This is a genomic window from Henriciella marina (assembly GCF_027213945.1).
Lineage (GTDB): Bacteria > Pseudomonadota > Alphaproteobacteria > Caulobacterales > Hyphomonadaceae > Henriciella > Henriciella marina_A.
The window spans coordinates 720,278-745,111 of the sequence record NZ_JAPWGW010000001.1 but is presented as its reverse complement, the minus strand read 5'-3'; the positions used below and the strand labels follow the sequence as shown (position 1 = coordinate 745,111).

Here is a 24,834-nt window from a genome sequence, read left to right as displayed (position 1 = left end):
TCAAGTCTATGCCCCTGTGAGTTGAATTCCTTACCTCGCAATTAAGGTAAACGGATTTATCAACCTGCCCCGGTACTGTAGCTATCGTAGGGACGGGGGCTTCTGCAAGCAGGTGTTCCATTACATCTGCATTAGTCGCTGCGACGCAGCATCTGGATACGGAATGATCAGGCGTTTGATTAAAAATCGTCCATGGGTGACCATCAGCTGTGCTGTGGTGGGACTGATCCTGCTTGCCGTTTGCACGGCCTGGCTTCTGCGCCAGTCGATCGCGCGCCATTACACAGAGCGTTGGTGCGCCGCCAACGAGCTGACCTGCCGCTTCGAGATCGACCGCCTTGGCCTTTCCGGCGTCATGCTCAGCGATATTTCCGTTGCCAACCAGGCCGGCAAGGTGCCGCTCGAAGCTGGTAATCTGGAAGTCGGTCTCGACTGGCCGGGCCTCTTTTCGCCGAGCATCCAGCTCGTAGACGTCGAGGACCCCGTGATCCGTCTCGACTACAACTCAGATGGCAGCGTCACCCTTGGCGGCCTCGAAGATATCGCCGCCAGTGACAGCTCTGCCGACACCGAGCTCGATATTCCTGCCATCCGCCTGCGCAATGCCCGCTTGGAAATCGCAACTCCTGCCGGCGATATCCAGATGTATGGCGACGTGAATGCTCAGCTTCCTCTGCAGGCCGAGATCCATGCGCGCGCAGAGCCCGCTGACCTGCGCACAGAGCAGGGACGTCTGAAGATCGAAGAAGGCCGCCTCGACCTCTCAATCATCGGCGCGGCCGTTCAAGGCAGCGCCCGCTTCCAGCTCAGTGAGGCGCGCTTCGATGCCTATCAGGGCCGCGGCATACTCCTGGATGCGAGCCTGACGCCTTCGCTTCGGCCAACGCTCGAATTCACGCTCGAAGCGGAAGAGAGCGCCGCGCAGGACTTCGCGGCGGCAGACCTTCGCCTCACCGGAAGCGCGGGCCTCAATCCAGGCAAGCTGGATACAGCTGAACACGGTCCTATCGGATTCCTCCGCTCGCTTGCCCTTTCAGGCGAGGCTGCGACCCTCCGCTTCAAAACCCATGAGATGACATCGCCAACACTGACGCTGGATGCTGCACGCGGACGCTCCGGCCCGCTAACAGGCACACTCGCTATCGACACAGAGGCGGCCATGCTTGCAGGCATAACGCTGGGCCGCTCCACGCTGACCGGAGAGGGCGAGGTGGACGATCAGCTTGAGAAAGTCGAGCTGGCAGGCGACCTGACAATTGCTGACGCCTCCCTTCCAGCAGCAATGAGCCGCGACATTCTCTCTCCGCTTCGCTCCGGCCCGCCCTTCACCGCCCATGGCACCTCGCTTCGCAGCGGCCTCGCAGCTGCCATGGCCAGGTTCAGGTTTGGCACCTCCTACCGCTTCGGGTTCGAACAGGGCGATGGATGGATGCTGGAAACCAGCGACAAGATCACCGCCACAGCGGCAAACGGGGCGCAATTTTCTCTATCACCCGCTGAGACGGAACGTGTGCTGACAATTTCCAGCGGACACGCAGAGCTGAGCGGCGTGGCCGCCCTGAAGGGCCCATCGCTTCCATCTGTGAATGCCTATGTGAAACAGGCGAACATTTCTGCTGGTGGCGTCCTGCTGGAAACAGGCAGGCTGCGGATAGCCCCCTGGCGCGCCGATGGCCTGACCCTGTCGACCAATCTCGAACAGCTTGTCCTGAACACCCGGGCCGCCGAGCCAGGCCTTCAGGCCGTGGGTACGGCGAGCGTCACAGGCCGTATGTTCGGTCTCGATTTCGCGAATACCAGCGTCTTCGGCGGCGTGGATGCGCGCCTGTCGGACCCGCTTCGCGTGCAGTCCTTCCGTACACGCTGCATTGGCCTCAAGTCCGAGGGCTTTTCATCGCCGGACACGTTGCGCGTCGGCGCGTTCCTGACAGAGCTTTGCCCGCAGGATGGTCGCCTCCTGCGCCGTGCGAACGGCGCCATATCCGGACAGCTCGGTGTCGCCTCGCTCGAACTTCCGTTTGAAAGCGAAAACACCTCGGGAACACTTGCCCTGACCGATGCCGTTCTGGACTGGCGCGCCGCCAGCACGGCAAGGCTCAACCTGACTGGCCGGCAAATGGCAGCGGACCTCAAAATCGGCGAGAACACGTTGGTCATTGCCGCCGCGCGCCCCGAACTCGGTTTCGAAACAGGCCGCCCGCTCTCCTTTTCAGCACGCACACGCCGCACGGAACTGACAGGCTCTCTCATTCCAGCGCTGATCGACATCGAGACGCTCACGCTGGACGCCACCCTGCCTGAAACCGGTATTGCCGGGTCGGGCAGTGCAGGCACCGTCATCATCCGCGACAAGAATGCTGACCCATTCTACGAATCCCTGCAAACTGATCTGGCCGCCGAATTTGCCAACGGCATCATGCAGCTGAGCGGTCCGCTTCGCACGCGTTACGGCCAGCGCGAGATTGCGGACCTTCAAGTCACACTCGACATCGTGGCGCTGGATGGTGAAGCCTCGTTGCGCTCGCGCGGTCTTGTTTTTGAGCCTGGCGGTTTTCAGCCAACTGCGTTGAGTGAGCGCGTGCGCGGTCTTCTTTCGAACGCGCGCGGTCGCCTGAATGCAGGTGCCTCACTCCTGATTGATGGCGGCGCGCTCAGCGGGACGGGCTTTTTCGAGGTCCGCGACTTTGGCTTCGACACGCTGCGCGTCGGCGCCGTGAACGACATCAATGGCCGGATCGAGTTTGACGAGTTGCTAGAACTTCATACGCCGCCCGGCCAGACAGTGACCGTCGGCGAGATCAATCCGGGCCTGCCCCTGCGGGACGGCGAGATCGGCTTCCAGATACTCGGACCCGACACGGCGATCATCGAGCATGCCTCCTGGCCATTCGCTGGCGGCACACTTCTTCTCGGTCAGTCGCAATGGACGATCGCGGGCACCAGCGACATCGTCGAGATCACTGCCCAGAACATTGAATTGTCGCGGCTCATCGAAGTCTTCAGCCTGCCTGACATTGAAGCAAATGGCACCGTCTCCGGCACTTTCCCGGTCGAACTTCAAGGCGCCAATGTCTTCATCCGGGACGCCATCCTTCGCGCCGATGAGGAAGGCGGGAAAATCGCCTATACTGGCAGCGTCGCCGATGCCGCTTCACAGGCCGATGAGCGCGTCGATATGGCTTTCCGGGCACTTCGAAATTTTGAATTCTCCGTTCTGGAAGTTGGCGCAGACGGTAATCTGACGGGAAACATGATGATCACGCTGGAACTCGTCGGCACCTCGCCTGATGTTCTGGGCGGCGCGCCCTTCGCATTCAATATCGGCGTCGACTCCGAGCTTTCGAAACTCATCCGGAGCAGCCAGAGCGTAACCGGAACCGACTGGCTCGCCGAAGTGAGGAACGGCTCGCTTACAGGCGATAGTACCGCAGATGACGATGAAAACGCGCCGTTTGCCAACAACCCGTCTGACCCATGAGCAAATACCTGTTCAAACCTGGTTCAGACACTATGCTGTAGGATGATTGCCTATGAGAGCTGTGAACATGAAAAAAGCTGCCATTCTGGCCCCAGGCCTTGTCGCCATCGCGGCTGCATGCACGCCAACCGTGCGCGTGCAGGCGCCGACAGAGCCGATTACCATCAATCTCAATGTGAAAGTTGAGCAGGAAATCCGCGTCAAACTCGAAAGAGAAGTCGAGGACCTGATCGCTTCCAATCCGGACATCTTCTAGGTCTAACTAACCAGGTTTCAGCTATGGCTCGTATTCTCCGCATCGCACTTTCCGCGCTTTTCATTGCCGGATCCGCGCTCACACTCTCCGCGCCCGCCGCGGCGGCCAATCCAGAACTGGAAGCGGCCAAGGACCAGGGCGTTGTTGGTGAGCGTATCGATGGCTATCTCGGCATTGTCGATGGCAGTGCAGACCCGTCTGTCGTTCGCCTTGTGCAGGACATCAATAACCGCCGCCGCGCCGCCTATGGCGAAACGGCTGAGCGCACCGGCGCAACCCCTCAGCAGGTCGCTCGCGTGACAGGTGAGACGCTCATAGAAAAAGCGCAGCCTGGCGAATACATCATGGATGACAGCGGGGCCTGGTCGCAGAAATAGATTTCTGCCCTACCTGACAGTCCATGACCCGAACGACGATACTTTTCATCCTCGGCGCGATCGGCGTTCTCATTCTTGCCGGCGTTGGCGTCGGCATGATGTGGGCCGAACTCGGCGTCACAATGAGCCTGCATGGCTGGATCGCCTATGGCCTTGGCGCGATTGCAAGTATTGCACTCTCCGTTGGCCTCTTCTGGCTCAGCTTTCATAGCGCCCGCAGCGGCCATGACGACATCGAGCGACCGGAAGACCTCGATAGCTGACCATAACGCTGCCCATGGGGCGTCATAAGCGGCCGAATCAGCTAGATTCGCACTCTTTGCGGACACTTAGAGGCCATCATGCAAACTACCATCGACCCCGCGCACCTGTCGGCCTACATCGCCTCGCGTATCTGCCACGATCTGGTCTCATCCGTGTCCTCGATCACCAATGCGCTCGACTTCATGAACGAGCCGCAGGATTCAGAGATGCGGGTCCAGGCCGAAAAGCTCCTCTATGACGGGGCTGAAAGCGCGGCCTGCAAACTGAAATTCCTGCGCTACGCGTTTGGCTCTGTCGGCCTCTCGAACGGCGCCGCGGACATTCACGACGCCAAGCAGATCACTGAAAGCTTCGTATCGCACCACAACAAGAAGCCTGAACTCGAGTGGGACATCGAGACAGAGCATCTCAGTTTTTCCCATGCCCGCCTCATCATGAATATGGTCATGCTGGCCATGGACTGCCTGCCGCGCGGCGGCTCGATCGTGGTCAAAGTCCGAAATGAAGTCGAAGGGATGGGCATCGTGGTCAGCGCCGCCGGTAAGCGCTGCAAGCTGCGTGATGACACCGCCTCTGCCATCGCCGGAGACAAGCCGGAAGAAGGTTGGTCGGCCCGCACGGTCCAGCCCCTCTTCACCCGCATCATCGCCGAAGGTCTTGGCGGCGATCTCAGCGTTGAAACCGAGGAAGAGCAAATCACGCTTAAGGCGACCAGTCTCAATGCAGAAGGCTAAACTGCTCGTTAACCGGACTATGTACATGCTGGGTCGTTCTGCGCGCATTAGCTAGGGGGCTCGCGACATGAAATCCTGCCTGATCGTCGATGACTCCCGGGTTGTGCGCAAAGTTGCTGGCCGTATTGTTCAGGATCTCAAATTCGAGACCCGCGAAGCCAGCGATGGCGCCGAAGCGCTGGATGCCTGTCGCCAGCAGATGCCTGACGCGATCCTGCTCGACTGGAGCATGCCGATCATGAATGGGCTGGATTTTGTTCGTGCGCTCCGCCGCGAACATGAGGGCAGCAAGCCTGTCGTCGTCTTCTGCTCGACGGAGAATGACGCCGAACATATCGGTGAAGCTCTGCGCTCTGGGGCGAACGAATTCATAATGAAGCCTTTCGATGCGGACATCATCGAAAGCAAATTTGCTGAGGTGGGCCTCATCTGATGCGAAGGGCGCTGTACGGCGCTCGACAGGATCAGCGGCTCATCGAGACGAGATCGGACCGGACTGGATATGGAAGAGACCGTCTTTCGTGAAATTGCAGAGCTCGCCCGAAAAGGGTCGGGCCAGCACATCCCGCCGACGAAGTCCTATCTTGTCGAAGCGCGCCTGTCGTCCATCCTCCGCCGTGAAGGCCTCTCCAGCGTTGAAGACCTGGTCGCCATCCTGAATGCCCGGCCAGACAGCAAGCTCAGCACTGAGATCGCCGCCGCCCTGACATCCAAGCGCACTCGCTTCTTTTCGGAACGCGGCACGCTGGAGCGGATCGCAAAGCTCGTCCTGCCCGAATGTGCCAAACGCGCCCGCGACGGCCGAGTTCGTATCTGGTGCGCGGGCGGCTCAACAGGCCAGGAAGCCCTTTCGCTCGCCATCCTGATCCATGAAATGGGCAGAAAGGCTTTTGAAGACCTCCAGGTTGAAATCGTCACCACCGATATCTGCGAGCGCACCAGCGCCTCGGCGCGCTCTGGTATCTTTGGTCATTTCGACATCCAGAAAGGCCTTTCGGCCCGCCGGATGCTTGCTCACTTCACACGGCTCGACACAAGCGAGTGGCAGGTCTCCCACGCCCTCGCCAGTCAGATCGGCGTGCGCACACATAATCTGATGCAGTCGGCCGAAGGCCTTGGCATGTTTGATGTCATCCTCTGCCGGAATGTCATCACCGACATGACGAAGGAGGCCCGCATCCGGGCGCTCCTCAACGCCGCGCGCCAACTCTCAGAGCACGGCCTTCTCTTCCTCGGCGATACAGAATCAGCCGCCGGCCTCATCGCCGGACTTGAACCCTCGCGGGCTGTCCGTGGCGGCTATAACCGGAATGTCGACGCCGGCGATCTGACCGTCGCCGCCTGATTTCTCAGAACACCGGTAGAAACACCGCCAGTACACCGCCACTACACCGTGAAAACACGGGGACTGCGGCCCTGTTTCCGCCGCACTTTCCTCATGCGCGCTCGCATTCCATTCAACACGCTGAGCAAAAGCTTGACGAACTCATCAAGACCCACTACTTTGTATTTCAAAGTTGTTGGAGACCAAGATGACCAAAGCCACTAATGATGATCTCGCCTATGTCCGCTCGCTTGCCGAAGCGGGCGCCGCAGCCCCTCTACTGGGCGGGCGGTTCCTTGTCTGGTGGGGCGGCCTCGTCACGGCCGCCTATGTCGGCCACTATCTGATAGCGACGGGCAAACTCGGCCTCGGCATGGAAGCCCTCGGCATCATGTGGGGCGGCTTCATTGTCCTGGGACTTGGCGGCTACTTCCTGCTCGCAAAGGCTTTCCCAGCGAACAAGCCGGGGCAATCTTCCGAAGGAAACCGCGTCTCCGAGACCGTCTGGATGGCCGCTGGTTTCGTGCTTGGCAGCTTCTTTATCGGTGTGACCATCAAATCATTTCTGATCGGCGCCGCCTCCATTGGCTATATGTGGTCCATTCCGCTCGTGCTCGGCGTCTATGGCATCGCCCAACTCGTCAGCGGCGAAATCGCGCGGGTCGGTTGGTTGAAGCTTGCGGGCCTTGTCGCCATCGCCTTTGTGGGCCTGACCGTTCTCATCATCGACACGGCTGAACTCTACCTCGCCGCAGCCTTCGCCGCAGCCTGTAGCGTGCTGATACCTGGCATTCTCATGCTCCGCGACGAACCATCTGGCGTCGTGTAAGGTGGATCGTCATGGAACCCGAAAATCCCTTTGATCACAGCCAGATAGACGATGTCATACATGGCCGCCTGCGGCTCGGCGTGATGGCCTACCTCTCTTCGGCCAGCCCTGCCATCTTCGGCGAGCTGCGCGACAAGGTCGGCGCGACAGATGGCAACCTCTCGACCCATCTGAAGAAGCTGGAGGAGGCAGGCTATGTTCGCCAGGAGAAGCGCTTTGTCGGCAAGAAGCCCCAGACCCGCATTTTCCTGACAGACTCCGGCCGCAAGGCATGGCTCGACTGGATCGACCAGATGCGCGGCCTGATGGAAGCGGCCGACTAGGACCAGCCGGAACGCAATTAGACGGTCAGCATTAGTCTGAAGACCCGGTTGTCAGAGGTTCAGCCGGGTCTTGCTAGTTTGTGCCAGATAGACAGATCTGGAGACCGGACATGATCCCTCTTAAGAAACTCGCCCTCGGTTTTGCTGCCCTGACAGCCTTCACCCTGCCAGCGATGGCGCAATACGGCCCAAGCGGGCATGGCTACGACAATCGCGGCGCTGGCACTGCAGTGATCTATCAGCACGCCGACTTTCGCGGACAGTCTCTGCGCGTGACCGGCCCGATCGCACACCTCAGCGAGTACCGCTTCAACGACAAGGCATCCTCCATCCGTATTCATAGCGGCAGCTGGGAAGTCTGCGTCGATCCGAACTTCCGTGGACGTTGCGAGATCCTCACCTATCGCGAAGACCAGCTCAACGAGTTCCGCCTGAACGACAAGATCAGCTCCATTCGTCCGGTCGCAGATCGCTGGGGCCGCAACGATCGCCGTTATGATCGCGGCGGACGCTATGACCGGGACAATCGTTATGACCGCCGGCGCGACCTTGATCGCGGCCAGCGAGGCCACGGTAACGCGCCCATGATCCTGTTCGCTGATCCGCAGTATCGCGGCAGCGCCCTGCCCGTGAATGGCGCCATCCCGCATCTCAATCAGCTGCGCTTCAACGACAAGGTCTCTTCCATCGTGATCAATAGCGGCGTCTGGGAAGTCTGCACTGACCCAAATTTCCGAGGCCGCTGCGAGATTATAGACCGTTCTGTCGATGAGACCGGCTATTATCGGCTGAACGACAATATCACCTCGGTCCGCCCGGCAGGCTATAGTCGTCGTCCAGGCTATAACCGCCCGTTCTAGGCTGCTCGAAGGGCTTCCAGCTTTTCCGATTGGGAAGTAGGAAGCCCTTCATGTCTGACCGATCCAATCCTGACAGGCTCGTCGTTGTCGGTGCGCTTTCCGGCGCGCACGGCGTTCGCGGCGATGTCCGCGTGCGTAGTTTCACGGCCGAACCTGAAGCCATCTTCGAATTCGACCAGCTTCTCGATGAGACCGGCAAACCGGTCCTCAGCGTCAAATCCTACAAGTCCGCCAGCGATCACTTCATCGTCACGCCGAAAATGTCTCGCCAGAAAGAGGAATGGGACGCGATGAAGGGCGTGAAGCTGCATGTCAGCCGTGCCGACCTGCCCGTGGCCGAAGAGGATGAATTTTACATTGAGGACCTTGTTGGTCTGAAGACCTGCCACCCGGATGGCACTTTGTTTGGCCATGTAAAATCGGTTCAGAATTTCGGGGCGGGAGATCTTCTGGAAGTCGCCCCTGATGCAGCGGGCGAACCTGCCTATTTCGTGCCCTTCACGCTCAAAGATGTGCCGGACATCGACTTCGCCACACGCACCGTCACCATTGCAGAGGCGCAGGTCTGGGCCGACCAGTCAGACCCTCGCAAGAAATCAGACGTCTGACGCCTTCATTGTGCCTGCCTTGACCGCGAGGTCGATAAGGTAGGATTCCAGCTTCCGGCTCTGCGTCTGCAGATTGAAGCTCTCCATGGCAAGGGCACGCCCAGCCTCGCCCATACGGGCGGTGCGCGCACGGTCGCTGAGCATTCGCGCGAGCCGGTCGGCCAAGGCTGCATCGTCGCCCTCGTCTACAAGATAACCTGTCTCGCCTTCCTTCACGCATTCCGGGATACCGGCATGGCGCGTCGCCGCAAGCGCGCAGCCGGACAGCATGGCTTCGATACAGACCAGCGGCAGGCCTTCGGCATCACCCGACTTTGCGCGTTTTGACGGAACGACAGCAATGCGCGCTTCGGCCCAATGTTTCGGCATCTCGTCGGCAGGCACCCAGCCAGGAAGCTCAGCTTTGACCCCGGCTTCCTGAAGCTTCGCGACAAGCTCTTCCTTTAGATCGCCATCACCGATCAGCCTGATGGTCCAACCATCCAGCTCATCGCCAAGGCGCGCCAGCGCAGCGATCAGCGTGTCGATGCCCTTCTTCTCGGTCCAGCGGCCAGCAAAGACCAGCAGGTCCTTCTTCTCACCCGGCTCAAAGCGCGAGGGGTCTGCCGTATTATGGTGGACCAGCATCTTGTCGGTCGGCGCGCCTTTGCCAGCAAGCTCGTCATGGATGAATTGCGAGCAGGGCAGGATCAGATCCGCTTCACGCCAGAGCTTTGCCCGGCGCCGGTTATAGACCCGCACGAAGCTATCCTTGGTGTTGGTCGTCTTGGTCGCGTCGCCGCCATAATAGGTCACGGCGAGCGGCAGGTTCAACCGCTCTGCCAACGGCAGCGCATAGGCGCCAGATTTGCCGAAACTTGCGTGAATAGCGACGGGCTCAACCTCTTCTATCGCATTCTGGAGCTTCGCTGAGATCGTCCCGAGCTGCTTGTAGGCCGCCTCTCCGCCAGCCCCGTGGAGCGGGCCAAGCTCGATGACTTCGGCGCCCTCAGGGACCGGCCCTTTCAGCTCATGACCGATATAGACCGGCTTCAGCTTGCTGAAGGCCGAATAGCCGCGGGGAATGAAGCTTTCGGATGGGGTGAAGAGCTTGTCGCAATAGGCTAGAACCCGTCTTTGCGTGCTCATGATAGTCACCCTCTTTCTGACTGGCGCGCGGCTTGACTATGACACGCCCTCCGAACCGTCAAACATGTCTTGGCAGTCACCGCCCCATCGCATAAGACCCGAAGGCTGCAGCCCAAAGGACCAGACATGTCAGATTACCGCCTCTTCGGCGCTGAAACCTCTCCCTATTCCATGAAAGTCCGTGCCTTCCTGAAATATAAGGGCGTAGACTTCGACTGGATCGGCCGTTCGTCGGAAAAGGAAGAAGAGTTTCAGTTCCATGCGAAGGCGCCGACGGTCCCGCTTCTGGTGTCACCCGGCCGCGCACCGAACCAGGACTCGACCGACATCCTTTCGGCGATCGAGAACGACCATGCGGAGCCCTCCTCCGTACCGGACGATCCAGCTTGCGCCGTGCTGGCCCTCATCCTTGAGGATTATGGCGATGAGTGGCTGAGCAAGGTCATGTTCCGTGAGCGCTGGGGTCAGAAGCCTGACCGCGAGGAAGCAGCCGACCGCACAATGGAACAACTCTTCGATGGCAAGCTGCCGCGGGCGAAGAAAAAGACCCGCGACCAGATCGTAAAGCGGATGCGCGAGCGCCTTGAGCTGATCGGCATCGAACGGAAGAATGAGAAGGCGCTGAAAACCTCATTTGAGCGCTTCATTCCGTTGTTGAACGCACATCTGGAAAACAACCTCTTCATCTTCGGCAATCGTCCATCCGTGGCCGACTTCTCGATCTCGGCCCAGCTGTCGCAAATGCTGATGGACCCGACGCCGGCCGCTTGGCTTCGTGAGCATGCGCCGTTCGTGACCGCCTGGTGTGAATTCATGGACGCGCCAAAGGCAGGCGACAGCTTCAAGCCATTGTCCGAACTCGAGCCCACTCTGCTGCCGCTCTTCACGCAGGAGCTGTCACAGACCTATCTGCCATGGGCCAAGGAAACGCTTGAAGCCGATATCGCCAAGCAGGACCGTGTCAGCGTCAAGATCGATGGCAAGCCATTCGAGCAAGTCACTCAGCGCTATGCGGCGACCTCGTTCAAGTCAGTCCAGAAAGCCGTGCGTCGTCTCAGCGATAATGAAAGCCTGACGACTTTCCTCAACGCCGCCGGCGCCGATGTCTATTTCCAGAATCCGAACAAGTAGACGGCCCTGAACAACTAACGGAATGAAAAAAGCCCCGGACATCGCGTCCGGGGCTTTCTCGTCTCAGGGGTCTGCGCGGAGGTTACGCGGCAGACTGTTTGCCGATCAGTTTCGGCTTCGACTTCGGCTGGCTGGACGAGCCGATCTCGATCTTGCGGGGCTTCTTGGCTTCAGGAAGCTCACGCAGAAGTTCGACGCGAAGCAGGCCGTTCTGCAGCGATGCACCCGTCACGACGACATGGTCAGCAAGCTGGAACCGGCGCAGGAATCCACGCTCGGCAATGCCGCGATGCAGGTATTGACGCTCTTCGCCATTGTCGCTGCCGGACTTTTTGCCCGCAACAGTCAGCAGGTTCTCATTGGTCTCAATGTCGAGCTCGTCCTCAGCGAAACCGGCCACGGCGATTTCAATGGCGAAGGCGTCGTCTGCAACGCGCTCAATATTGTAAGGGGGATAGCCTTGCGCGCCATCGAGGCGGCTGGCTGAATCGATGAGGTTGGCCATACGGTCAAAACCAACCATCGTGCGATAAAGTGGGGTGAGATCAATTGTGCTCATGACAAACAGTCCTCTCTAAGCAACTGTATCCGGACGTGCCGGATCATCATTTCGGCTTACCTGTCACTCCGGCCCGTCCATCGGCGCCGGCAGATTACCGGACCGGGCCCGCTTGGCAGCGCCCGGTCATAGTGTATTTGGGAAACACGCCCCCGCGTTCAAGGGGAAAATGAGGAGACGAAAATGAACCGGATATTCGCAACAAGCCTTCTGGCACTGACCCTTGCCGCATGCGGCGGCGGCGACGATGCCGCGATTGACGAAACAGAACTGGAAGTCGCAACACCCCCTGCGAGCGGTGAGGCGGAGAACGGCATGGAAGCTGATGCCACGCAGGCATCCTTCACGCTTGAAGACGCCATGGAAGGCAGCTGGCGCAACCCAAAGGAAATCGCCCGCGACGAATATCGCAATCCGGCTGAGACACTGGAGTTCTTCGGGATTGAGGGCGACGATACCGTCATGGAAATCTGGCCGGGCGGTGGCTGGTACACCAACATCCTCGCCCCGTGGCTGCACGCCAATGGCGGCACCTTCATTGCTGCGGTCATCAGTCCGGATCGCTCTGATCGCGCGGCGGAGGCCCTTGAAGCCTATCAGGCGAATTACAGCCCCTACCCGGACCTGTTTGGCGACCTTCAGTACACATACTACGATTCCGCCTCTGGTCCGCTCGGCGAACCGGAAAGCGTCGATGCGATCGTGACCTTCCGCAACATCCACAACTGGATGGGCGGCGACCATACCGACAAATTCTTCAATGACGCCTTCGCCGTGCTGAAGCCCGGCGGCGTGCTTGGCGTCGTCGAACATCGCCTGCCATCAGCCTTGAACCAGGACCCATCGGCCCCCACCGGCTATGTCCATCAGGATTATGTCACCCGCCTTGCTGAAGAAGCCGGTTTCGTCCTCGAAGAGGCAAGCGAGATTAACGCGAATCCGGCAGATACCGCCGATCACCCGTTCGGTGTCTGGACCCTGCCACCCGTCTCCCGCACAACAGACCGCGAAGGCAACACGCCGGAGGGCTTTGACGCAGCGAAGTATCAGGAGATCGGCGAATCCGACCGCATGACCCTGCGCTTCGTGAAACCAACCGATGGCGAAACGCCAGCAGAGCCTGAAGTGATGGAAGACGCGACCGAAGAATAGGCCGGTCTGTCATCCTGTAAAATGAGCCCTGCCCCTTGATCGGGGGGCGGGGCTTTTTCTTTGTGACGAAGGCTAGGCGTTCCTCCGCCCACAAAGATGGCTTCACCTTCTACCGCCCTGCGACTAGAAGGCTCGCCATCATGACGCGTCTTATTTTCCCGACCCGCCTTTTCGAGTTCGACCTTGGCGATGAGAGCCTGCTCGAGGAGCTCGAAGCCAGCTGCTGGATGATCGAGGAGGGCGACACCGCCGGCCATGAGTGGTGCGAGGAAAAAGGCTATCCCGGTTACACCTCCTATGCGTCCCTGAATGACCTCCCCCAACGCGCGCCAGCTTTCGGCGCGCTAGAGGCAAAACTTCTTTTGTGGGCGGGGCAAGCGGCAGGTGAGCTTGGCTGGGACCTGGATGCGCGCCGGATTACGCTCGATGCGCTCTGGGTCAACATCCTTGGCGAAGGCGGGACCCATTCAGGCCATATACACCCCGGCAGCATCCTCTCGGGCACGATCTATATCGCCATCCCTGAAGGCGCCGGCGCGATCCGCTTCGAAGACCCCCGTCTCGCAAATATGATGGCAGCCCCGCCGCTGCGAGATGAGACCGCTGAAGACCAGGGCCGCTTTGTCTATGTCGCCCCCAAACCGGGCAATGTTCTGATGTGGGAAAGCTGGTTGCGCCACGAAGTGATGGCGAGCCGCAGCGAGGACGCACGCATCTCGATAAGCTTCAATTTCGGACTTTCTGACTGACGAAGCAGCAAAGTGGTCTTGACGCAGGCGCTGCGCTTTTGCACTGCACCATCAACTTTTACCCGTCCTTTCTGGAGCGACGCATGGATATTTCCAAAATTAGCATTGGCGAGAATGCGCCAGACGATCTGAACGTGATCATCGAGGTCCCGCTGGGCGGCGAGCCAATCAAGTATGAGATCGACAAGGCCTCCGGCGCGATGTTCGTCGACCGGTATCTCTACACCTCCATGCGCTATCCGTGTAATTACGGCTTCGTCCCCCACACGCTGAGCCTCGATGGCGACCCGATTGACGTCATGGTCGTCGGTCAGCGCGCGCTGGTTCCGGGCGCCGTCGTCCGTGCCCGTCCGATTGGCGTTCTTCTGATGGAAGATGATGGCGGTGAAGACGAGAAAATCCTGGCTGTGCCACACCAGAAGCTCACCCGCTTCTATGAGAAGGTGCAGAACTATACCGACCTGCCAGACACGCTGATCGACCGCATCCAGCACTTCTTCGAGCACTATAAGGACCTTGAGCCAAATAAGTGGGTGAAGGTGCGTGGCTGGGAAGGTGTCGACAAGGCACGTGAGCTGATCCGGGAATCGATCGAGCGCGGCGCAAAAAGCTAAACGCGAGGGGCCAGTTTGGAACTCTCGGTCTGGCTGGCACTCGTCGGTCTCTTCTTTGCTGGTGGGCTGACACCCGGCCCCGCTGTGATGCTGGTCGTATCCTCGTCGCTGAGATACGGCGTGCGGCCAGCCATGCTGCCTGCGATCGGGGTTTCGATCGCCAACCTTGTCTGGATCGGCCTTGCCGCTGCGGGCGCTGCGGCAATCGCCTCCCAGTTTCCGCTCGCATTTCTGGGCCTGAAGCTCGCCGGTCTCGGCTTTATCATCTGGCTGGCCTACGGGCTGGTGCGCGGCGCAGCGCGAGACCTGCGCCTGTCGCGTGAAGCCATGCCGCAGCTGGCCGCCCTCCTCGGCAAGGGCTTCGGGCTGCAGCTGGCAAACCCGAACGCGCTAGTCTTTTTCGGCGCGCTCCTACCTGGCTTCTTTGATGCGTCCCGCCCACTCGCCCCGCAGATCGCCATCATGGTCGCAACGATCACGGTCAGCGAAATGACCGGACTGTTCGTCTATGCCTTTGCCGCCGACCGGATGGCGAAAAGCTTCAGCGACCCGGTTTTCGCCCGCTGGTTCAATATCGGAGCCGCGACCCTGATGGTCGGCTCTGCAGCATTCGCCGTCTGGGCGACGAGCAAGCCCTAGGCTTCGATCAGCTCGAACTCACCGGTGGTTGCGCTGCGCCAGTAAAGCTGGCCGAGCGCAATCGCGAACCAGGCCCCGTGCAGCGTCAGCTTGCCTGTCTTCACGCGCTCTTCAACAAAGGGAAATGTCATCAAATTTCTGAGCGACTGCTCCACGCCTGCGAATTCGAGCGCGCGCTGCGGGTCTTCCGGATTGGCGGCGAGCACCTTGTCACGCGCCTCGTCGAGCAGTTTGACCCATGGCGCGATGAACTCTCCAACCGGCTTGTCATTCGCGGCGGAAAGGGACGCATTCACGCCGCCGCAGCCGCCATGACCCATGATTACAATGTGCTCGACCTCCAGCGCTGTGACCGCGAATTCGAGCGCCGCACTGACACCGTGCTGGCCGCCACCCGTCTCATAGGGTGGCACGAGATTGGCAACATTGCGCACGACGAATAGCTGGCCCGGCGCTGCATTGAAGATGTCAGCTGGCTCTGCCCGGCTGTCGGCGCAGCCAATCAGCATCACATTCGGGTTCTGGCCTTCGCCCAGCGTTTCATAAAGCTTGGCCTGCTGCTTGTAGGTGCCGCGCCTGAACGCGCGATAGCCGTCAATCAATTCATCAGGTGAACGCATGTCGATCTTTCCCTTATTCTGACCCGGAACTAGTCAGAACCCGCCTGCTCGGCAATGTTCGATAGGTCAAAATTTGAAGTTGCGATCAATCCTTTTGAAAACTCTATTGATTGGGATAGGCTTCGAGACTCGGGTCCTGGGAATGGGTGGATGACTGAAGACACATCTTCAAAGAAATCGAAACCAGCACGCCGCAGGCAAGGCCCGCGTCGAAGCGAAGCCTCAAGGGTCGCGATCCTAGAAGCCACGCGCGAAGAACTGGTTCGCTCTGGCTGGCGCAAGTTCAGCGTCGACAGCGTGGCGCGTACCGCCCACGCCTCCAAGCAGACGATCTATCGCTGGTGGCCTGCAACAGGTAGCATGTGCGTTGAGGCGGCGATTGGCCTTTTACCGGCCGTCTCACAAGCAGCCGAGACTGATCCAGCAGAACGTATTGCAGCGCTCATCCTGCCAATCGAGACCGTCACCCGTGCAGGTAACGGCCATGCTGTCCTGCGCGGTGCGCTCATCGCTGCTGCCGACGAAAAGACTGCGGGCGAAAGCTGGCGCAACTGGATGAAGGCCAATATCCGCGCCCCGCTTCGCCTCATCCTCGCCGAGATCGCCGCCAAGCAGCTGATTCGCCGCGACTATGATATCGACGAAGCGGTAAACCTGCTGATCTCACCGGCCTGGCACAATCTCATCGTGATGAGGGCGCCGCTCAAAGAGGGCTTCTCCCGCGATCAGGCCGCCCACCTTATCCAGCTGCTGAAACCTTAAGCGTCAGGCTTTCGCGCCGCGCTTTCCGCCGCCATAGGCCGGGTCAGAAAGGGCACTTGCCTCATCCAGCGGCCAGCGTGGCCGCGCGGAGAAGCTCATCGCATCCGCATCAACCTGACCGGCAGCAAGATGCTCTGCGCCCGCGAGCGCAATCATGGCCGCATTATCGGTACAGTGGCGGAGTGGCGGCGCGATCAGTCGTGCGCCATGCCGTCTGGTGGCCTCCTCCAGACTGGTCCGGATCACCTGATTGGCCGCAACACCACCTGCAACAACCAGCCGCTTATCGCCATCGGCTTCGAACATGCCAAGAGCCCGGTCGGCTCGCTGGGTCAGGCAATCAGCAATGGCCGCCTGATAGCTGGCGCAGAGATCGCTTTTGTCCTGCTCCAAAAGGTCGCCCGCCTCAATGATCCGGGCCGCAGCCGTCTTGAGGCCTGCAAAACTCATATCGAGACCGTCCCGGTCCATGAGCGGGCGCGGTAGCTTGTAACGCTTCGGATCGCCGCCCGCGGCGGTCCGCTCGACAGCTGGCCCGCCCGGAAAACCAAGCCCCAGCAGCTTGGCAAGCTTGTCGAAGGCTTCACCGGCGGCATCGTCGATCGTGGTGCCGAGCCGCCTGTACTCACCGAGCCCGCGCACTTCGATGAACTGGCAGTGGCCACCGGACACGAGCAACAGGAGATAAGGGAAGTCGCAGTCTTCAGCGAGGCGCGGCGAGAGCGCATGGCCTTCGAGATGGTTCACCGGCAGGAAGGGCTTGCCGGACGCAAGCGCCAGCGCCTTGCCGGTCATCATGCCGACCATTACCCCGCCAATAAGGCCCGGCCCTGAAGTCGCTGCGATACCGTCCAGCTCAGCCAGCGACAGCCCGCTCTCTTCCATAGCGGCCGCAACAATCTGGTCTGCAATATCGGCATGCGCGCGAGCGGCAATCTCTGGCACGACCCCGCCATAGGGCGCGTGGGCCTCGACCTGCGACCTTACGATTTCCGACAGTATGGTCGCGCGTCCGTCCTCCAGACGCAGGACGGCCGCCGCAGTCTCGTCGCAGCTCGTTTCAATTCCAAGAACCGTGTGAGAGGTCATGGCCCTCACTTAAGGCGCACAGCCTGAAATCGGAAGCGTGGCGCCTCAGTTGTCGAGGAGCGCGCTCTTGATCGAATAGATCCACTCATCGCGCTCAAGATTGTAAGCCTTGAAGGTGGTCGCAAAGTCCCAGTAGCACCAGCCAATGCCACGGTCCTCTGCTGCCTTTCGCATGGCCCGCGTCCAGACGGCACGTTGCTCCAGCGGCACCTCTTCATAGACGCCAAATTCACCCAGCAGCATGGGATGGCCCTGCTCGCTCGCAAACCGGGCGGCCGCTTCGGCACCTGCATTGATCTCGCTATACTCGGCTACCGTGCCCCAGCGTGTTCCGGTTGGCGGCGGCGGGTCAGCGAAGAAAGCGCCCTGATGGGTAAAGTCATAGGGTTCATAGCTGTGGAAGGTCAGGATGATCCGGTCATCCTCTGGCGGATCGCTTTCAAGAAGGGCCGAGAGTGAGCCCCAGCCAGCGCTGCCCACCACGACCCAACGGTCCGGATGGTATTCTCGAACGATAGAGAGAAGTTCTGCATTCACCGCATCGGTGCGCTCGACCGTCATCTTGTTATTCGGCTCATTCAGAAGCTCGAGGATGACACTGTCGGGCGCATCCTGCAGCGCCTCGGCAATCTGGCGCCACATGGCAAAAAGCCGCTCATAATGCGCATCAGGACGCGACATCAGCTCGTTATAGTGATGCAGGTCCACGATCGTCTGGAGGCCTGCAGCATCCGCCTGCGCGATGACTTCTTTTACCCTGTCGATATGGTGCTGCCGGATCGTATAGGGCGCACGCTGCATAGCATGGATGTCCCAGCGCACAGGCAGGCGCACCGTGTCGAAGCCAGCCGCCTTGATGGTCTCAAGGTCTTCTGCGCGGATCGTATAGCCCCAGTCGCCTTCATTGGGTGCTTCCAGGGCTCCGCCGAGGTTCATGCAACGATCAACAGGAGAGGCTGGCACGCGAATATCGCCGCGTGGAGCCGCTGACGAAGACGGCTCCGAACACGCCATAAGCGTAAGAGCGAGAACGGAACTGGCAAAACGGACCAGCATGGGCAGTCTCCTTGGCGGGCAATTCTTGCACTGCTGGCGCATACATTATGCCAGCTCTCACTGCCTAGCCCTGTCTTGCCTGCCATCGCCTTAATCTGTAGCAGGCAATCGATCACAATCTGGAGATGACATGCCCGCAGGTCTTGCCCCCAAGCTAAAACTCAGAATCGGCACCAGAGGGTCTCCGCTGGCCCTGGTGCAGGCACGGCAGGTGGGCGCAGACCTTGAACGCCTTGGAAACGGCGAGGTCACCTGCGAGATCGTGACCTTCACGACAGGCGGCGACAAGCTGACAACGCAGCGGCTCATCAATGCCGGCGGCAAGGGTCTTTTCACGCGTGAAATCGATCAGGCGGTGGATGATGGTCGGTGCGATCTCGCGGTTCACAGCCTGAAGGACGTGCCGGGCGCGCTACCGGATGGGCAGGCCCTCCTTGCCTTTCCAGAGCGCGAAGATCCGCGCGACGGCTTCATTTCCCTGACAGGTGTCAAAAGCGCGCGCGACCTTCCAGCAGGCGCGACCGTCGGCACAGCCAGCCTGCGGCGCGAATCCCAGACGCTGGCCATGCGGCCCGACCTCAAGATCGTCACCTTCCGCGGCAATGTGCAGACGCGGATGAAAAAGCTCGAAGATGGCCTCGCTGACGCGACCTATCTCGCCATGTCCGGACTCGAACGTCTCGAAATGACACATGTCGCTGTGCCGGTCCCGATCAGTGACATGATCCCGGCTGCGGGCCAGGGCATCATTACGGTCGCCGCGCGCCCCGACGATCTCGACCCCGCCGTCGTCGACCTCATCAAATCGCTGAACCATGAGCAGAGCCGCCTCGCCGCCACCGCTGAGCGCGCCTTCCTCGTTGAACTCGACGGCTCCTGCCGCACAGCCATGGGCGGCCATGCGAGGCTGGAAGACGGCAAATGGCTGTTCGACGGCGAAGTGCTGGAGCCGGATGGCTCGCGCCGCTGGATGCAGGCGGACGCGCTGTCAGGCGAGGTGACCGATGAGGCACTGGCAGGCCTTGGCCGCAGCATCGGCCAGCGCATCCGTGAAGCAGCTGGCGGCGATTTGCCAGCCTTCGAAGATGACTAGCCCGCCCATCATTGTTACCCGCAGCCAGCCGGGCGCAAACCAGACCGCGCAGGCCCTGAAAGAACGTGGCCTGACCGCCATCGTCACGCCGGCCATCGAGCTATCTCGCAGTGAAGCCAGCCTCCCGGACCTCTCAGCATATGGCGGGCTGATCTTTACCAGCGCGAATGGCGTGCGCTTCCTGTCAGCCGAAACCAAAGCGCGCGAGCTGCCTGCATGGTGCGTCGGACCTGCAACAGCGTCAGAGGCGCTGCTCGAAGGCTACAGCCCCGTGCATCAGTCATCAGGCAATGCCGAGGACCTCGCGCATTATATCGCCCATCACTGGCCGTCGGGCCAGTCCAAGCGCTTGCTGCATGTCGCCAATTCCGCGGCAAAAGGCATTGTGAAAGCTGCGCTCGAGCGGGAGGGATTTGAGGTCGACTTCCTCGCCCTCTATGAGGCCAGCCACGCGCCCGGCCTCGCTCCGGCTGCTCGCGCAGCGATAGAACGAGGTGAGCGCTGCATTGTCCTCATCCACTCCGCGAAAGGGGCGAAGGCTTTCATGGATCTCAGCGAGGGTCTGGACCTTAGTCGCATCTCGTACGTTGCGATCTCAGAGCAGGCGGCCGGGCCCCTGCGTGAGGGCGGTGAGGACCTGATTGACGTTGCAGACCATCCAGACGAAGCGCACCTCCTGGAAACGCTCGACCGTTTGCTTGTGGCGCGCTGAGCGGCAATACATTGAAGGGCATCTGGACCGATTGGCCCGGAGCCGACAGGATGAACCCGAATGAGTGATCCGCAGACCCCGACTACAGATCCGATCGATGCCGAGTTCGAACCGGCAGAGCACGAGTCTGCGCAGGAAACCCGCGCCGACGAAACACCTGCCCGCAAGACGTCCAGCAGCGGGCCGGGCTGGCTCTCTCTTCTGTTCGTGATGCTTGTCGCCTTCGGCGCGCTTGGGCTTTCCCTCTGGTCGTCCGGCCTCCTGCAGAAAGGGTTGAAGCCGGACGAGACCGCGACCGGCCTTGCCGCGATGACGGATCGCCAGGGAGAGCTGGTCAGCCGCATTGAAACGCTTGAACAGCAAGTCAGCGACATCAGCGCGCGGATCGACAGGCTAGGCAGCGACATCGAAACGCTCGATACTGCGCCCGCTGCGAATGCGACGCCCACCGATAACACCACTGTCGATGAAGGTGCACTTGTCGACCTCTCTGCCCGAATTGAAGCGGTGGAAGCGGCGCTGGAAAACCAGCCAGCCGCAACGTCTTCGATTGACCCCCAGCGCATTGCCGATCTTGAAGCCGCGCTCCAGACTTTCGACAGTGAAAGCGCGCCCACCTCAGCGGAACTTGCAGCCCTGAAGCAGGAAGTCTCGAGCCTCCGGGCCCGCGTGCAGCAGCTCGCTTCCGCGCAGTCTGCACTGGAAGAGGCTGGCGCTGAAACCTCCAGACGCGCAGAAAACGCCCGGCGCTCTGCCACGTCAGCAGCTGAAAGCGCGCTTGCAATCGCCTCCATCGAGAACGCCATCTCCGCAGGGGCGAGCTTTGAAGCGTCCGCACAACGCTTGCAGGAACTCCAGCCCGCCAGTGAAGCCGCTGCTACGCTGGAGCGCTTGTCGCGTGGCCCAGTCCCCAGCCTCGCCATGCTTCTGGGACGCTTCGATGAGTTAAAGGGCGACGCGCTGGACAAGGATAGTCAGGCGGCTGGCGAACCGGGCTGGGTCGACACGATCTTCGGCGACACGGTCTCCGTCCGGCGTGGCAGCGGCGCAAGCATTGTCCCTGATATTCTCTTACGGGCTGAAGCCGCCCTAGAAGCTGGTGATCTTGAAGAAGCGATTTCAACGCTCGAAGGTCTGCCCGCAGAAAGCCGGGCTGTTTACGCGGACTGGCTCACCTATGCTCGCAATCAGGTTGACGCCCAAAGCGCGATTGGCGCCCTTCGCCTCGAATTTGCCGCGCAAACCCCTTAGATGAGTCTCCAATGATCGCTCTTTTCCTCATCGTCTGTCTCGTCGTTGTCGCTGGCCTTATCGTCCTCTGGGCGTCCGGCCTGTCGGGCAATGTCGTCATTACGCTCGGCACTGACACAATCAGCATCGAGCTTGTCGTGGCGATTCTGGGTGTCATCCTGCTCGGCGCCGTCATGGCGCTTGTGTGGGCGGCCCTTGCCGGTCTTATCAAGCTGCCGAAGCGTTTTGGCCAGGCGCGCCGCAATTCGAAGAAGCGCAGCGCCAACCGGTCACTCGCCGACGGGATCCTCGCCGCTGAAGCTGGCGATATCAGCCTGTCGCGCAAACATGCGAGCCGGGCGGCGCAGCATGCAGATGATGAGCGGCTGAAACTGCTGCTCGAAGCACGCACGGCCGAGATCGCCCATGATTGGCCAAGCGCCGAGCGCGCCTGGGGCCAGCTGGCCCGCCTGCCGGGCGGCGAACTTGCCGGCCTCCGCGGCGCGGCCATTGCCGCCACAGAGCGTGGCGACACCGCCGCCGCCGAAGCGCGCGCCCGTGAAGCGCTGGAACTCAAGACGGCTGCCGACTGGCCATTCACATCGCTCTTCGACAGCCAGGTCGCCCGCGGCCACTGGCAGGACGCGCTGGAAACACTCGCCATCGGTGAGCGCCGCGGCCTCATTTCGGGCGACAGCCTCCGCCGCAGGCGCTCGGTGCTCTACACGGCGCACGCGACCAGCATGCCGAATGCAGAGCGGCGTGATGCTCAGAAGCTGCTTGCCGATGCCCTTCGTGCCTCACCGGCATTCGCACCTGCGGCCTATCATGGTGCGCGGCAGCTAAAGCTCGAAGGCAAGGCGAAAGCCGCTCAGGGCGTCCTTGAGCTCGGTTGGCGTTCCAGCCCACATCCAGCTCTCGCGCATCTCAGCCGCCGGCTCGACCCGGAAGATACGCCCAAGACGCAGACCGCACGGTTGCGCGCGCTGATCGGCACGAACCCTGATGCGCGTGAAAGCCGGATCCTCAAGGCAGAGATTGCAATGGCCGACCGTGACTGGATCGGCGCCATCAAGGAGCTTGCCCCACTGGTGGAGGAACAACCCACAGCGCGCCTCTGCCTACTTCTGGAACAGGCGCTGCGCGGCTATGGCGACAATTCCGAAGCTGACCGCTGGGGACGTATGGCGAGCACGGCATCGCGAGAAGCCGAATGGTCGGACATCGACCCGAACGGGCAGGCCTTCGACTATTCGCGCCGCGACTGGGCGCGCCTCGTCTACGCCTTCGGCGATGCGGGCACGCTTATCCATCCACGCTACGAATCCTATGGACGTGAGCTTGAAGCAGGCCGCTATATTGCCCTCCCCTCACCAGTTGCAGCTGTACGCACGCGAGAAGCTGAACCGCAAAAGGCGCTACCGCCTGCGAGCGAACCGACACGTACGATGACCGAACCGCCGGCAGACTATGTCCGCGGGGGCGCCGAGGACGACGACTAGCGACGCAATGGAGCGCGCTGCACCCCTCTGAATTGGCCACTTGCCGAACGGCACACTTGCAGGTATGGAGGCGCCTTCCAACGGATAGCCGCCTTAGCTCAGCTGGTAGAGCATCGCATTCGTAATGCGGGGGTCAGGTGTTCAAGTCACCTAGGCGGCACCACTCATTTCCCGGTTTGCTTCGCAAATTTTTGGTCCACTGGACCAAAAACAGGGAATGAATGCGGCGGCCACCGCCTTCCAAAGAACGAGACTCAAGTGAAAGATTCCCGGTAGGGGCTTTTGGCTTTTGACCCCTATCGGCTATTCGAACCTCACCTCAGTACTGGCCGAGGCCACCAGAAAACGGGCCCGCTCAGCCCGCCTCGTTCGGCGGTTTGAAGACGACAAGCGACAAGACAACGAACGAATAGACCGCCGCCACGCCTACGCTGAACAGCACTGAGAGGATCTCTGGCCAGCCAAGGATCGTCGCGAACACTGGATAGATCGAGATCTGCAACAGATAGGTCGACGCATAGAGCAACGTGTAAAGGATCAGCGAACGCACGATCGCCGCGTTACTCCTGAAGACAAAAGACCGCTGCAGGTAGAAGTTCAGCAACAAGCTGCCGACCGTCGTTACCGCAAACGCGATTTCATGCGGCACACCCAGCTTTCTCTGGATGTAGACGATCGCCGCTGCGAGCAGGTTCATGGACGCGCCAACCACAATGTATCGGATCAGCGCACCGCTTCTCGGCGACGATTTCAGCTTCTTGAACAGCCCACCAATCATCACGGTTTCGGTTTGTCCGACCCCGGCACATCATTGAGATAATCGGCCACTATATAGGATGGGCGCGCCTTAGCCTCTCGCAGTGTCCGGCCGACATAAATCCCTGTCAGTCCCACACTGCAGATGAGCACCCCGCCCATAAACCAGACCGACAGGATGAGAGACGGATAGCCAGACACGCTGAACTGCCCCAACAACGCCTGGATGAAGGTCACAATGGACAGCACGAAGGTGATCGCGGCGATGATCAGGCCGATCGTGACGATGATCCAGAGCGGCCGGTCGGAAAACGAGAATACGACATCCGAAGCCAGTTTCAGCAGCTTCCTGAAAGTGTAGGACGACTTGCCTTCACTGCGCCGACTATGGGCGACATCAAGATAGACAGGGTCAAACCCCATCCACTGGATCATCACAGGGAAGTACTTCTGTTCTTCTTCCCAGCTGCAATAGGCATCGACGACGGTGCGGTGATAGAGGCCGAAATTGGCGACGCTCGCATCCAGTGGCTTGCCCGTCATGAAGCTCAAAAGGCCATAATAACCCGCCGAAATTGCCCGGCGATACAGGCTGTCATTACGCTCGGCCCGGCGCGCGAGAACGATCTTGGCGTCCTCTTTCTGGGCCGCTTCGAACAGGTTCGGGATCTCTTCCGGCTGGTCCTGCAGGTCGCAATCCATGACCACGACCCAATCCCCGGTCGCGTGCTTGAGGCCCGCCTCGATCGCCGAATGCTGACCGAAATTGCGTGAAAACCTCATGCCCTTAACAAACGGGTTTGCCGCGCAGATTTCTTTTACGACAGCCCATGACCCGCGTGGGCAGTGATCGTCTACCAGGATGATCTCATAGCTGATGCCCATCTTGTTACAGACATCGGCCACACGCTGGCAAAGCGGCTCCAGCGAGGTTGGGCTGCCATAAACCGGGGAGACAACTGACAGGGTTGGTGACGTCATGGAGTTTG

28 protein-coding genes and 1 tRNA gene are annotated in these 24,834 nt (G+C 60.5%); 22 read left to right on the top strand and 7 right to left on the bottom strand.

The window, feature by feature from the left end:
- Window positions 1–196: 196 nt before the first annotated feature.
- The 11 genes from O4G74_RS03810 (at window position 197) to rimM (ending at window position 9,053) form a co-directional block, all read left to right on the top strand.
- A complete protein-coding gene (locus tag O4G74_RS03810) occupies window positions 197–3,478 on the top strand; it encodes an intermembrane phospholipid transport protein YdbH family protein (RefSeq protein WP_269401331.1) in 3,282 nt (1,093 codons plus the stop codon).
- Between the two features lie 67 nt (window positions 3,479–3,545).
- On the top strand, window positions 3,546–3,734 hold the full coding sequence (locus O4G74_RS03805) for a YnbE family lipoprotein (protein ID WP_269401330.1): 189 nt from the start codon (window positions 3,546–3,548) through the stop codon (window positions 3,732–3,734).
- 23 nt (window positions 3,735–3,757) lie between these two features.
- Window positions 3,758–4,111, top strand: coding sequence for a YdbL family protein (locus O4G74_RS03800; protein WP_269401329.1), 354 nt, complete (start codon window positions 3,758–3,760; stop codon window positions 4,109–4,111).
- Between the two features lie 23 nt (window positions 4,112–4,134).
- Window positions 4,135–4,374, top strand: coding sequence for a hypothetical protein (locus O4G74_RS03795; RefSeq protein ID WP_119379125.1), 240 nt, complete (start codon window positions 4,135–4,137; stop codon window positions 4,372–4,374).
- Window positions 4,375–4,452: 78 nt separating this feature from the next.
- On the top strand, window positions 4,453–5,109 hold the full coding sequence (locus O4G74_RS03790; RefSeq protein ID WP_269401328.1) for a histidine phosphotransferase family protein: 657 nt from the start codon (window positions 4,453–4,455) through the stop codon (window positions 5,107–5,109).
- A 67-nt stretch (window positions 5,110–5,176) separates the two neighbouring features.
- Window positions 5,177–5,542: a response regulator gene (locus O4G74_RS03785; protein ID WP_119379127.1), complete on the top strand. Its 366-nt coding sequence runs from the start codon at window positions 5,177–5,179 to the stop codon at window positions 5,540–5,542.
- A gap of 69 nt (window positions 5,543–5,611) precedes the next feature.
- Complete coding sequence (locus O4G74_RS03780) at window positions 5,612–6,454, top strand: CheR family methyltransferase (RefSeq protein ID WP_269401327.1); 843 nt, start codon at window positions 5,612–5,614, stop codon at window positions 6,452–6,454.
- Between the two features lie 187 nt (window positions 6,455–6,641).
- On the top strand, window positions 6,642–7,262 hold the full coding sequence (locus O4G74_RS03775; protein ID WP_269401326.1) for a hypothetical protein: 621 nt from the start codon (window positions 6,642–6,644) through the stop codon (window positions 7,260–7,262).
- 11 nt (window positions 7,263–7,273) lie between these two features.
- Window positions 7,274–7,585: a winged helix-turn-helix domain-containing protein gene (locus tag O4G74_RS03770; protein ID WP_269401325.1), complete on the top strand. Its 312-nt coding sequence runs from the start codon at window positions 7,274–7,276 to the stop codon at window positions 7,583–7,585.
- Window positions 7,586–7,695: 110 nt separating this feature from the next.
- Complete coding sequence (locus tag O4G74_RS03765) at window positions 7,696–8,445, top strand: beta/gamma crystallin-related protein (RefSeq protein WP_269401324.1); 750 nt, start codon at window positions 7,696–7,698, stop codon at window positions 8,443–8,445.
- A gap of 50 nt (window positions 8,446–8,495) precedes the next feature.
- Entirely contained in the window at window positions 8,496–9,053 is a 558-nt protein-coding gene (gene rimM, locus O4G74_RS03760; RefSeq protein WP_269401323.1) for a ribosome maturation factor RimM, read from the top strand.
- On the opposite strand, the gene O4G74_RS03755 is transcribed toward rimM, so the two are convergent.
- Window positions 9,042–10,181: a glycosyltransferase gene (locus O4G74_RS03755; RefSeq protein ID WP_269401322.1), complete on the bottom strand. Its 1,140-nt coding sequence runs from the start codon at window positions 10,179–10,181 to the stop codon at window positions 9,042–9,044. The two genes, rimM and O4G74_RS03755, sit on opposite strands and share 12 nt — an antisense overlap.
- Window positions 10,182–10,307: 126 nt before the next feature.
- On the opposite strand from O4G74_RS03755, the gene O4G74_RS03750 reads away from it, so the two are divergent.
- Entirely contained in the window at window positions 10,308–11,312 is a 1,005-nt protein-coding gene (locus O4G74_RS03750) for a glutathione S-transferase family protein (protein WP_269401321.1), read from the top strand.
- Window positions 11,313–11,394: 82 nt separating this feature from the next.
- Here O4G74_RS03750 and O4G74_RS03745 read toward each other — a convergent pair whose 3' ends face one another.
- A complete protein-coding gene (locus O4G74_RS03745) occupies window positions 11,395–11,871 on the bottom strand; it encodes an Hsp20 family protein (protein ID WP_269401320.1) in 477 nt (158 codons plus the stop codon).
- Between the two features lie 183 nt (window positions 11,872–12,054).
- On the opposite strand from O4G74_RS03745, the gene O4G74_RS03740 reads away from it, so the two are divergent.
- The 4 genes from O4G74_RS03740 (at window position 12,055) to O4G74_RS03725 (ending at window position 15,025) form a co-directional block, all read left to right on the top strand.
- The gene (locus O4G74_RS03740; protein WP_269401319.1) at window positions 12,055–13,023 is read left to right on the top strand and encodes a class I SAM-dependent methyltransferase; all 969 of its coding nucleotides are present in this window, start codon (window positions 12,055–12,057) and stop codon (window positions 13,021–13,023) included.
- A gap of 140 nt (window positions 13,024–13,163) precedes the next feature.
- On the top strand, window positions 13,164–13,772 hold the full coding sequence (locus O4G74_RS03735; protein WP_269401318.1) for a TIGR02466 family protein: 609 nt from the start codon (window positions 13,164–13,166) through the stop codon (window positions 13,770–13,772).
- An 83-nt stretch (window positions 13,773–13,855) separates the two neighbouring features.
- Window positions 13,856–14,386, top strand: a complete 531-nt coding sequence (gene ppa / locus O4G74_RS03730) for an inorganic diphosphatase (RefSeq protein WP_119379137.1) — start codon at window positions 13,856–13,858, stop codon at window positions 14,384–14,386.
- A gap of 15 nt (window positions 14,387–14,401) precedes the next feature.
- Window positions 14,402–15,025 carry a LysE family translocator gene (locus O4G74_RS03725; RefSeq protein WP_269401317.1) on the top strand — a complete coding sequence of 208 codons (624 nt, stop codon included), beginning with the start codon at window positions 14,402–14,404 and terminating at the stop codon, window positions 15,023–15,025.
- Here O4G74_RS03725 and O4G74_RS03720 read toward each other — a convergent pair.
- On the bottom strand, window positions 15,022–15,645 hold the full coding sequence (locus O4G74_RS03720; RefSeq protein WP_269401316.1) for a carbonic anhydrase: 624 nt from the start codon (window positions 15,643–15,645) through the stop codon (window positions 15,022–15,024). The two genes, O4G74_RS03725 and O4G74_RS03720, sit on opposite strands and share 4 nt — an antisense overlap.
- A 150-nt stretch (window positions 15,646–15,795) precedes the next feature.
- Here O4G74_RS03720 and O4G74_RS03715 point away from each other — a divergent pair, with 150 nt between their 5' ends.
- Window positions 15,796–16,407 carry a TetR/AcrR family transcriptional regulator gene (locus O4G74_RS03715; protein ID WP_269401315.1) on the top strand — a complete coding sequence of 204 codons (612 nt, stop codon included), beginning with the start codon at window positions 15,796–15,798 and terminating at the stop codon, window positions 16,405–16,407.
- Window positions 16,408–16,410: 3 nt separating this feature from the next.
- Here the strand turns inward: O4G74_RS03715 and tsaD are convergent, their stop codons facing one another.
- Window positions 16,411–17,496 carry a tRNA (adenosine(37)-N6)-threonylcarbamoyltransferase complex transferase subunit TsaD gene (gene tsaD, locus O4G74_RS03710; RefSeq protein ID WP_269401314.1) on the bottom strand — a complete coding sequence of 362 codons (1,086 nt, stop codon included), beginning with the start codon at window positions 17,494–17,496 and terminating at the stop codon, window positions 16,411–16,413.
- A 45-nt stretch (window positions 17,497–17,541) separates the two neighbouring features.
- Window positions 17,542–18,552 (bottom strand): glycoside hydrolase family 5 protein, encoded by a 1,011-nt coding sequence (locus tag O4G74_RS03705; protein ID WP_269401313.1) that lies wholly within the window; start codon window positions 18,550–18,552, stop codon window positions 17,542–17,544.
- Between the two features lie 130 nt (window positions 18,553–18,682).
- Between O4G74_RS03705 and hemC the strand changes: the two genes are divergently transcribed.
- The 5 genes from hemC (at window position 18,683) to O4G74_RS03680 (ending at window position 23,252) form a co-directional block, all read left to right on the top strand.
- On the top strand, window positions 18,683–19,645 hold the full coding sequence (gene hemC, locus O4G74_RS03700) for a hydroxymethylbilane synthase (RefSeq protein WP_269401312.1): 963 nt from the start codon (window positions 18,683–18,685) through the stop codon (window positions 19,643–19,645).
- Entirely contained in the window at window positions 19,638–20,357 is a 720-nt protein-coding gene (locus O4G74_RS03695) for a uroporphyrinogen-III synthase (protein WP_269401311.1), read from the top strand. The genes hemC and O4G74_RS03695 overlap by 8 nt, the downstream gene beginning before the upstream one ends.
- 60 nt (window positions 20,358–20,417) lie before the next feature.
- Window positions 20,418–21,608: a COG4223 family protein gene (locus O4G74_RS03690; RefSeq protein ID WP_269401310.1), complete on the top strand. Its 1,191-nt coding sequence runs from the start codon at window positions 20,418–20,420 to the stop codon at window positions 21,606–21,608.
- An 11-nt stretch (window positions 21,609–21,619) separates the two neighbouring features.
- Window positions 21,620–23,089 (top strand): heme biosynthesis protein HemY, encoded by a 1,470-nt coding sequence (locus O4G74_RS03685; protein WP_269401309.1) that lies wholly within the window; start codon window positions 21,620–21,622, stop codon window positions 23,087–23,089.
- Window positions 23,090–23,176: 87 nt separating this feature from the next.
- Window positions 23,177–23,252: transfer RNA gene (locus O4G74_RS03680), tRNA-Thr, on the top strand.
- Window positions 23,253–23,444: 192 nt separating this feature from the next.
- Here the strand turns inward: O4G74_RS03680 and O4G74_RS03675 are convergent.
- A complete protein-coding gene (locus O4G74_RS03675) occupies window positions 23,445–23,867 on the bottom strand; it encodes a GtrA family protein (protein WP_269401816.1) in 423 nt (140 codons plus the stop codon).
- Complete coding sequence (locus tag O4G74_RS03670) at window positions 23,867–24,826, bottom strand: glycosyltransferase family 2 protein (RefSeq protein ID WP_269401308.1); 960 nt, start codon at window positions 24,824–24,826, stop codon at window positions 23,867–23,869. Before O4G74_RS03670 ends, O4G74_RS03675 begins: the two co-directional genes overlap by 1 nt.
- Between the last annotated feature and the right edge of the window lie 8 nt (window positions 24,827–24,834).

What these genes read in the sequence shown, in the direction of transcription:
- O4G74_RS03805 (WP_269401330.1), top strand. Translation starts at nt 3,546, where the DNA reads ATGAAAAAAGCTGCCATTCTGGCCCCAGGCCTTGTCGCCATCGCGGCT.
- O4G74_RS03800 (WP_269401329.1), top strand. Translation starts at nt 3,758, where the DNA reads ATGGCTCGTATTCTCCGCATCGCACTTTCCGCGCTTTTCATTGCCGGA.
- O4G74_RS03795 (WP_119379125.1), top strand. Translation starts at nt 4,135, where the DNA reads ATGACCCGAACGACGATACTTTTCATCCTCGGCGCGATCGGCGTTCTC.
- O4G74_RS03790 (WP_269401328.1), top strand. Translation starts at nt 4,453, where the DNA reads ATGCAAACTACCATCGACCCCGCGCACCTGTCGGCCTACATCGCCTCG.
- O4G74_RS03785 (WP_119379127.1), top strand. Translation starts at nt 5,177, where the DNA reads ATGAAATCCTGCCTGATCGTCGATGACTCCCGGGTTGTGCGCAAAGTT.
- O4G74_RS03780 (WP_269401327.1), top strand. Translation starts at nt 5,612, where the DNA reads ATGGAAGAGACCGTCTTTCGTGAAATTGCAGAGCTCGCCCGAAAAGGG.
- O4G74_RS03775 (WP_269401326.1), top strand. Translation starts at nt 6,642, where the DNA reads ATGACCAAAGCCACTAATGATGATCTCGCCTATGTCCGCTCGCTTGCC.
- O4G74_RS03770 (WP_269401325.1), top strand. Translation starts at nt 7,274, where the DNA reads ATGGAACCCGAAAATCCCTTTGATCACAGCCAGATAGACGATGTCATA.
- O4G74_RS03765 (WP_269401324.1), top strand. Translation starts at nt 7,696, where the DNA reads ATGATCCCTCTTAAGAAACTCGCCCTCGGTTTTGCTGCCCTGACAGCC.
- rimM (WP_269401323.1), top strand. Translation starts at nt 8,496, where the DNA reads ATGTCTGACCGATCCAATCCTGACAGGCTCGTCGTTGTCGGTGCGCTT.
- O4G74_RS03755 (WP_269401322.1), bottom strand. Translation starts at nt 10,181, where the DNA reads ATGAGCACGCAAAGACGGGTTCTAGCCTATTGCGACAAGCTCTTCACC.
- O4G74_RS03750 (WP_269401321.1), top strand. Translation starts at nt 10,308, where the DNA reads ATGTCAGATTACCGCCTCTTCGGCGCTGAAACCTCTCCCTATTCCATG.
- O4G74_RS03745 (WP_269401320.1), bottom strand. Translation starts at nt 11,871, where the DNA reads ATGAGCACAATTGATCTCACCCCACTTTATCGCACGATGGTTGGTTTT.
- O4G74_RS03740 (WP_269401319.1), top strand. Translation starts at nt 12,055, where the DNA reads ATGAACCGGATATTCGCAACAAGCCTTCTGGCACTGACCCTTGCCGCA.
- O4G74_RS03735 (WP_269401318.1), top strand. Translation starts at nt 13,164, where the DNA reads ATGACGCGTCTTATTTTCCCGACCCGCCTTTTCGAGTTCGACCTTGGC.
- ppa (WP_119379137.1), top strand. Translation starts at nt 13,856, where the DNA reads ATGGATATTTCCAAAATTAGCATTGGCGAGAATGCGCCAGACGATCTG.
- O4G74_RS03720 (WP_269401316.1), bottom strand. Translation starts at nt 15,645, where the DNA reads ATGCGTTCACCTGATGAATTGATTGACGGCTATCGCGCGTTCAGGCGC.
- O4G74_RS03715 (WP_269401315.1), top strand. Translation starts at nt 15,796, where the DNA reads ATGACTGAAGACACATCTTCAAAGAAATCGAAACCAGCACGCCGCAGG.
- tsaD (WP_269401314.1), bottom strand. Translation starts at nt 17,496, where the DNA reads ATGACCTCTCACACGGTTCTTGGAATTGAAACGAGCTGCGACGAGACT.
- O4G74_RS03705 (WP_269401313.1), bottom strand. Translation starts at nt 18,552, where the DNA reads ATGCTGGTCCGTTTTGCCAGTTCCGTTCTCGCTCTTACGCTTATGGCG.
- hemC (WP_269401312.1), top strand. Translation starts at nt 18,683, where the DNA reads ATGCCCGCAGGTCTTGCCCCCAAGCTAAAACTCAGAATCGGCACCAGA.
- O4G74_RS03695 (WP_269401311.1), top strand. Translation starts at nt 19,638, where the DNA reads ATGACTAGCCCGCCCATCATTGTTACCCGCAGCCAGCCGGGCGCAAAC.
- O4G74_RS03690 (WP_269401310.1), top strand. Translation starts at nt 20,418, where the DNA reads ATGAGTGATCCGCAGACCCCGACTACAGATCCGATCGATGCCGAGTTC.
- O4G74_RS03685 (WP_269401309.1), top strand. Translation starts at nt 21,620, where the DNA reads ATGATCGCTCTTTTCCTCATCGTCTGTCTCGTCGTTGTCGCTGGCCTT.
- O4G74_RS03675 (WP_269401816.1), bottom strand. Translation starts at nt 23,867, where the DNA reads ATGATTGGTGGGCTGTTCAAGAAGCTGAAATCGTCGCCGAGAAGCGGT.
- O4G74_RS03670 (WP_269401308.1), bottom strand. Translation starts at nt 24,826, where the DNA reads ATGACGTCACCAACCCTGTCAGTTGTCTCCCCGGTTTATGGCAGCCCA.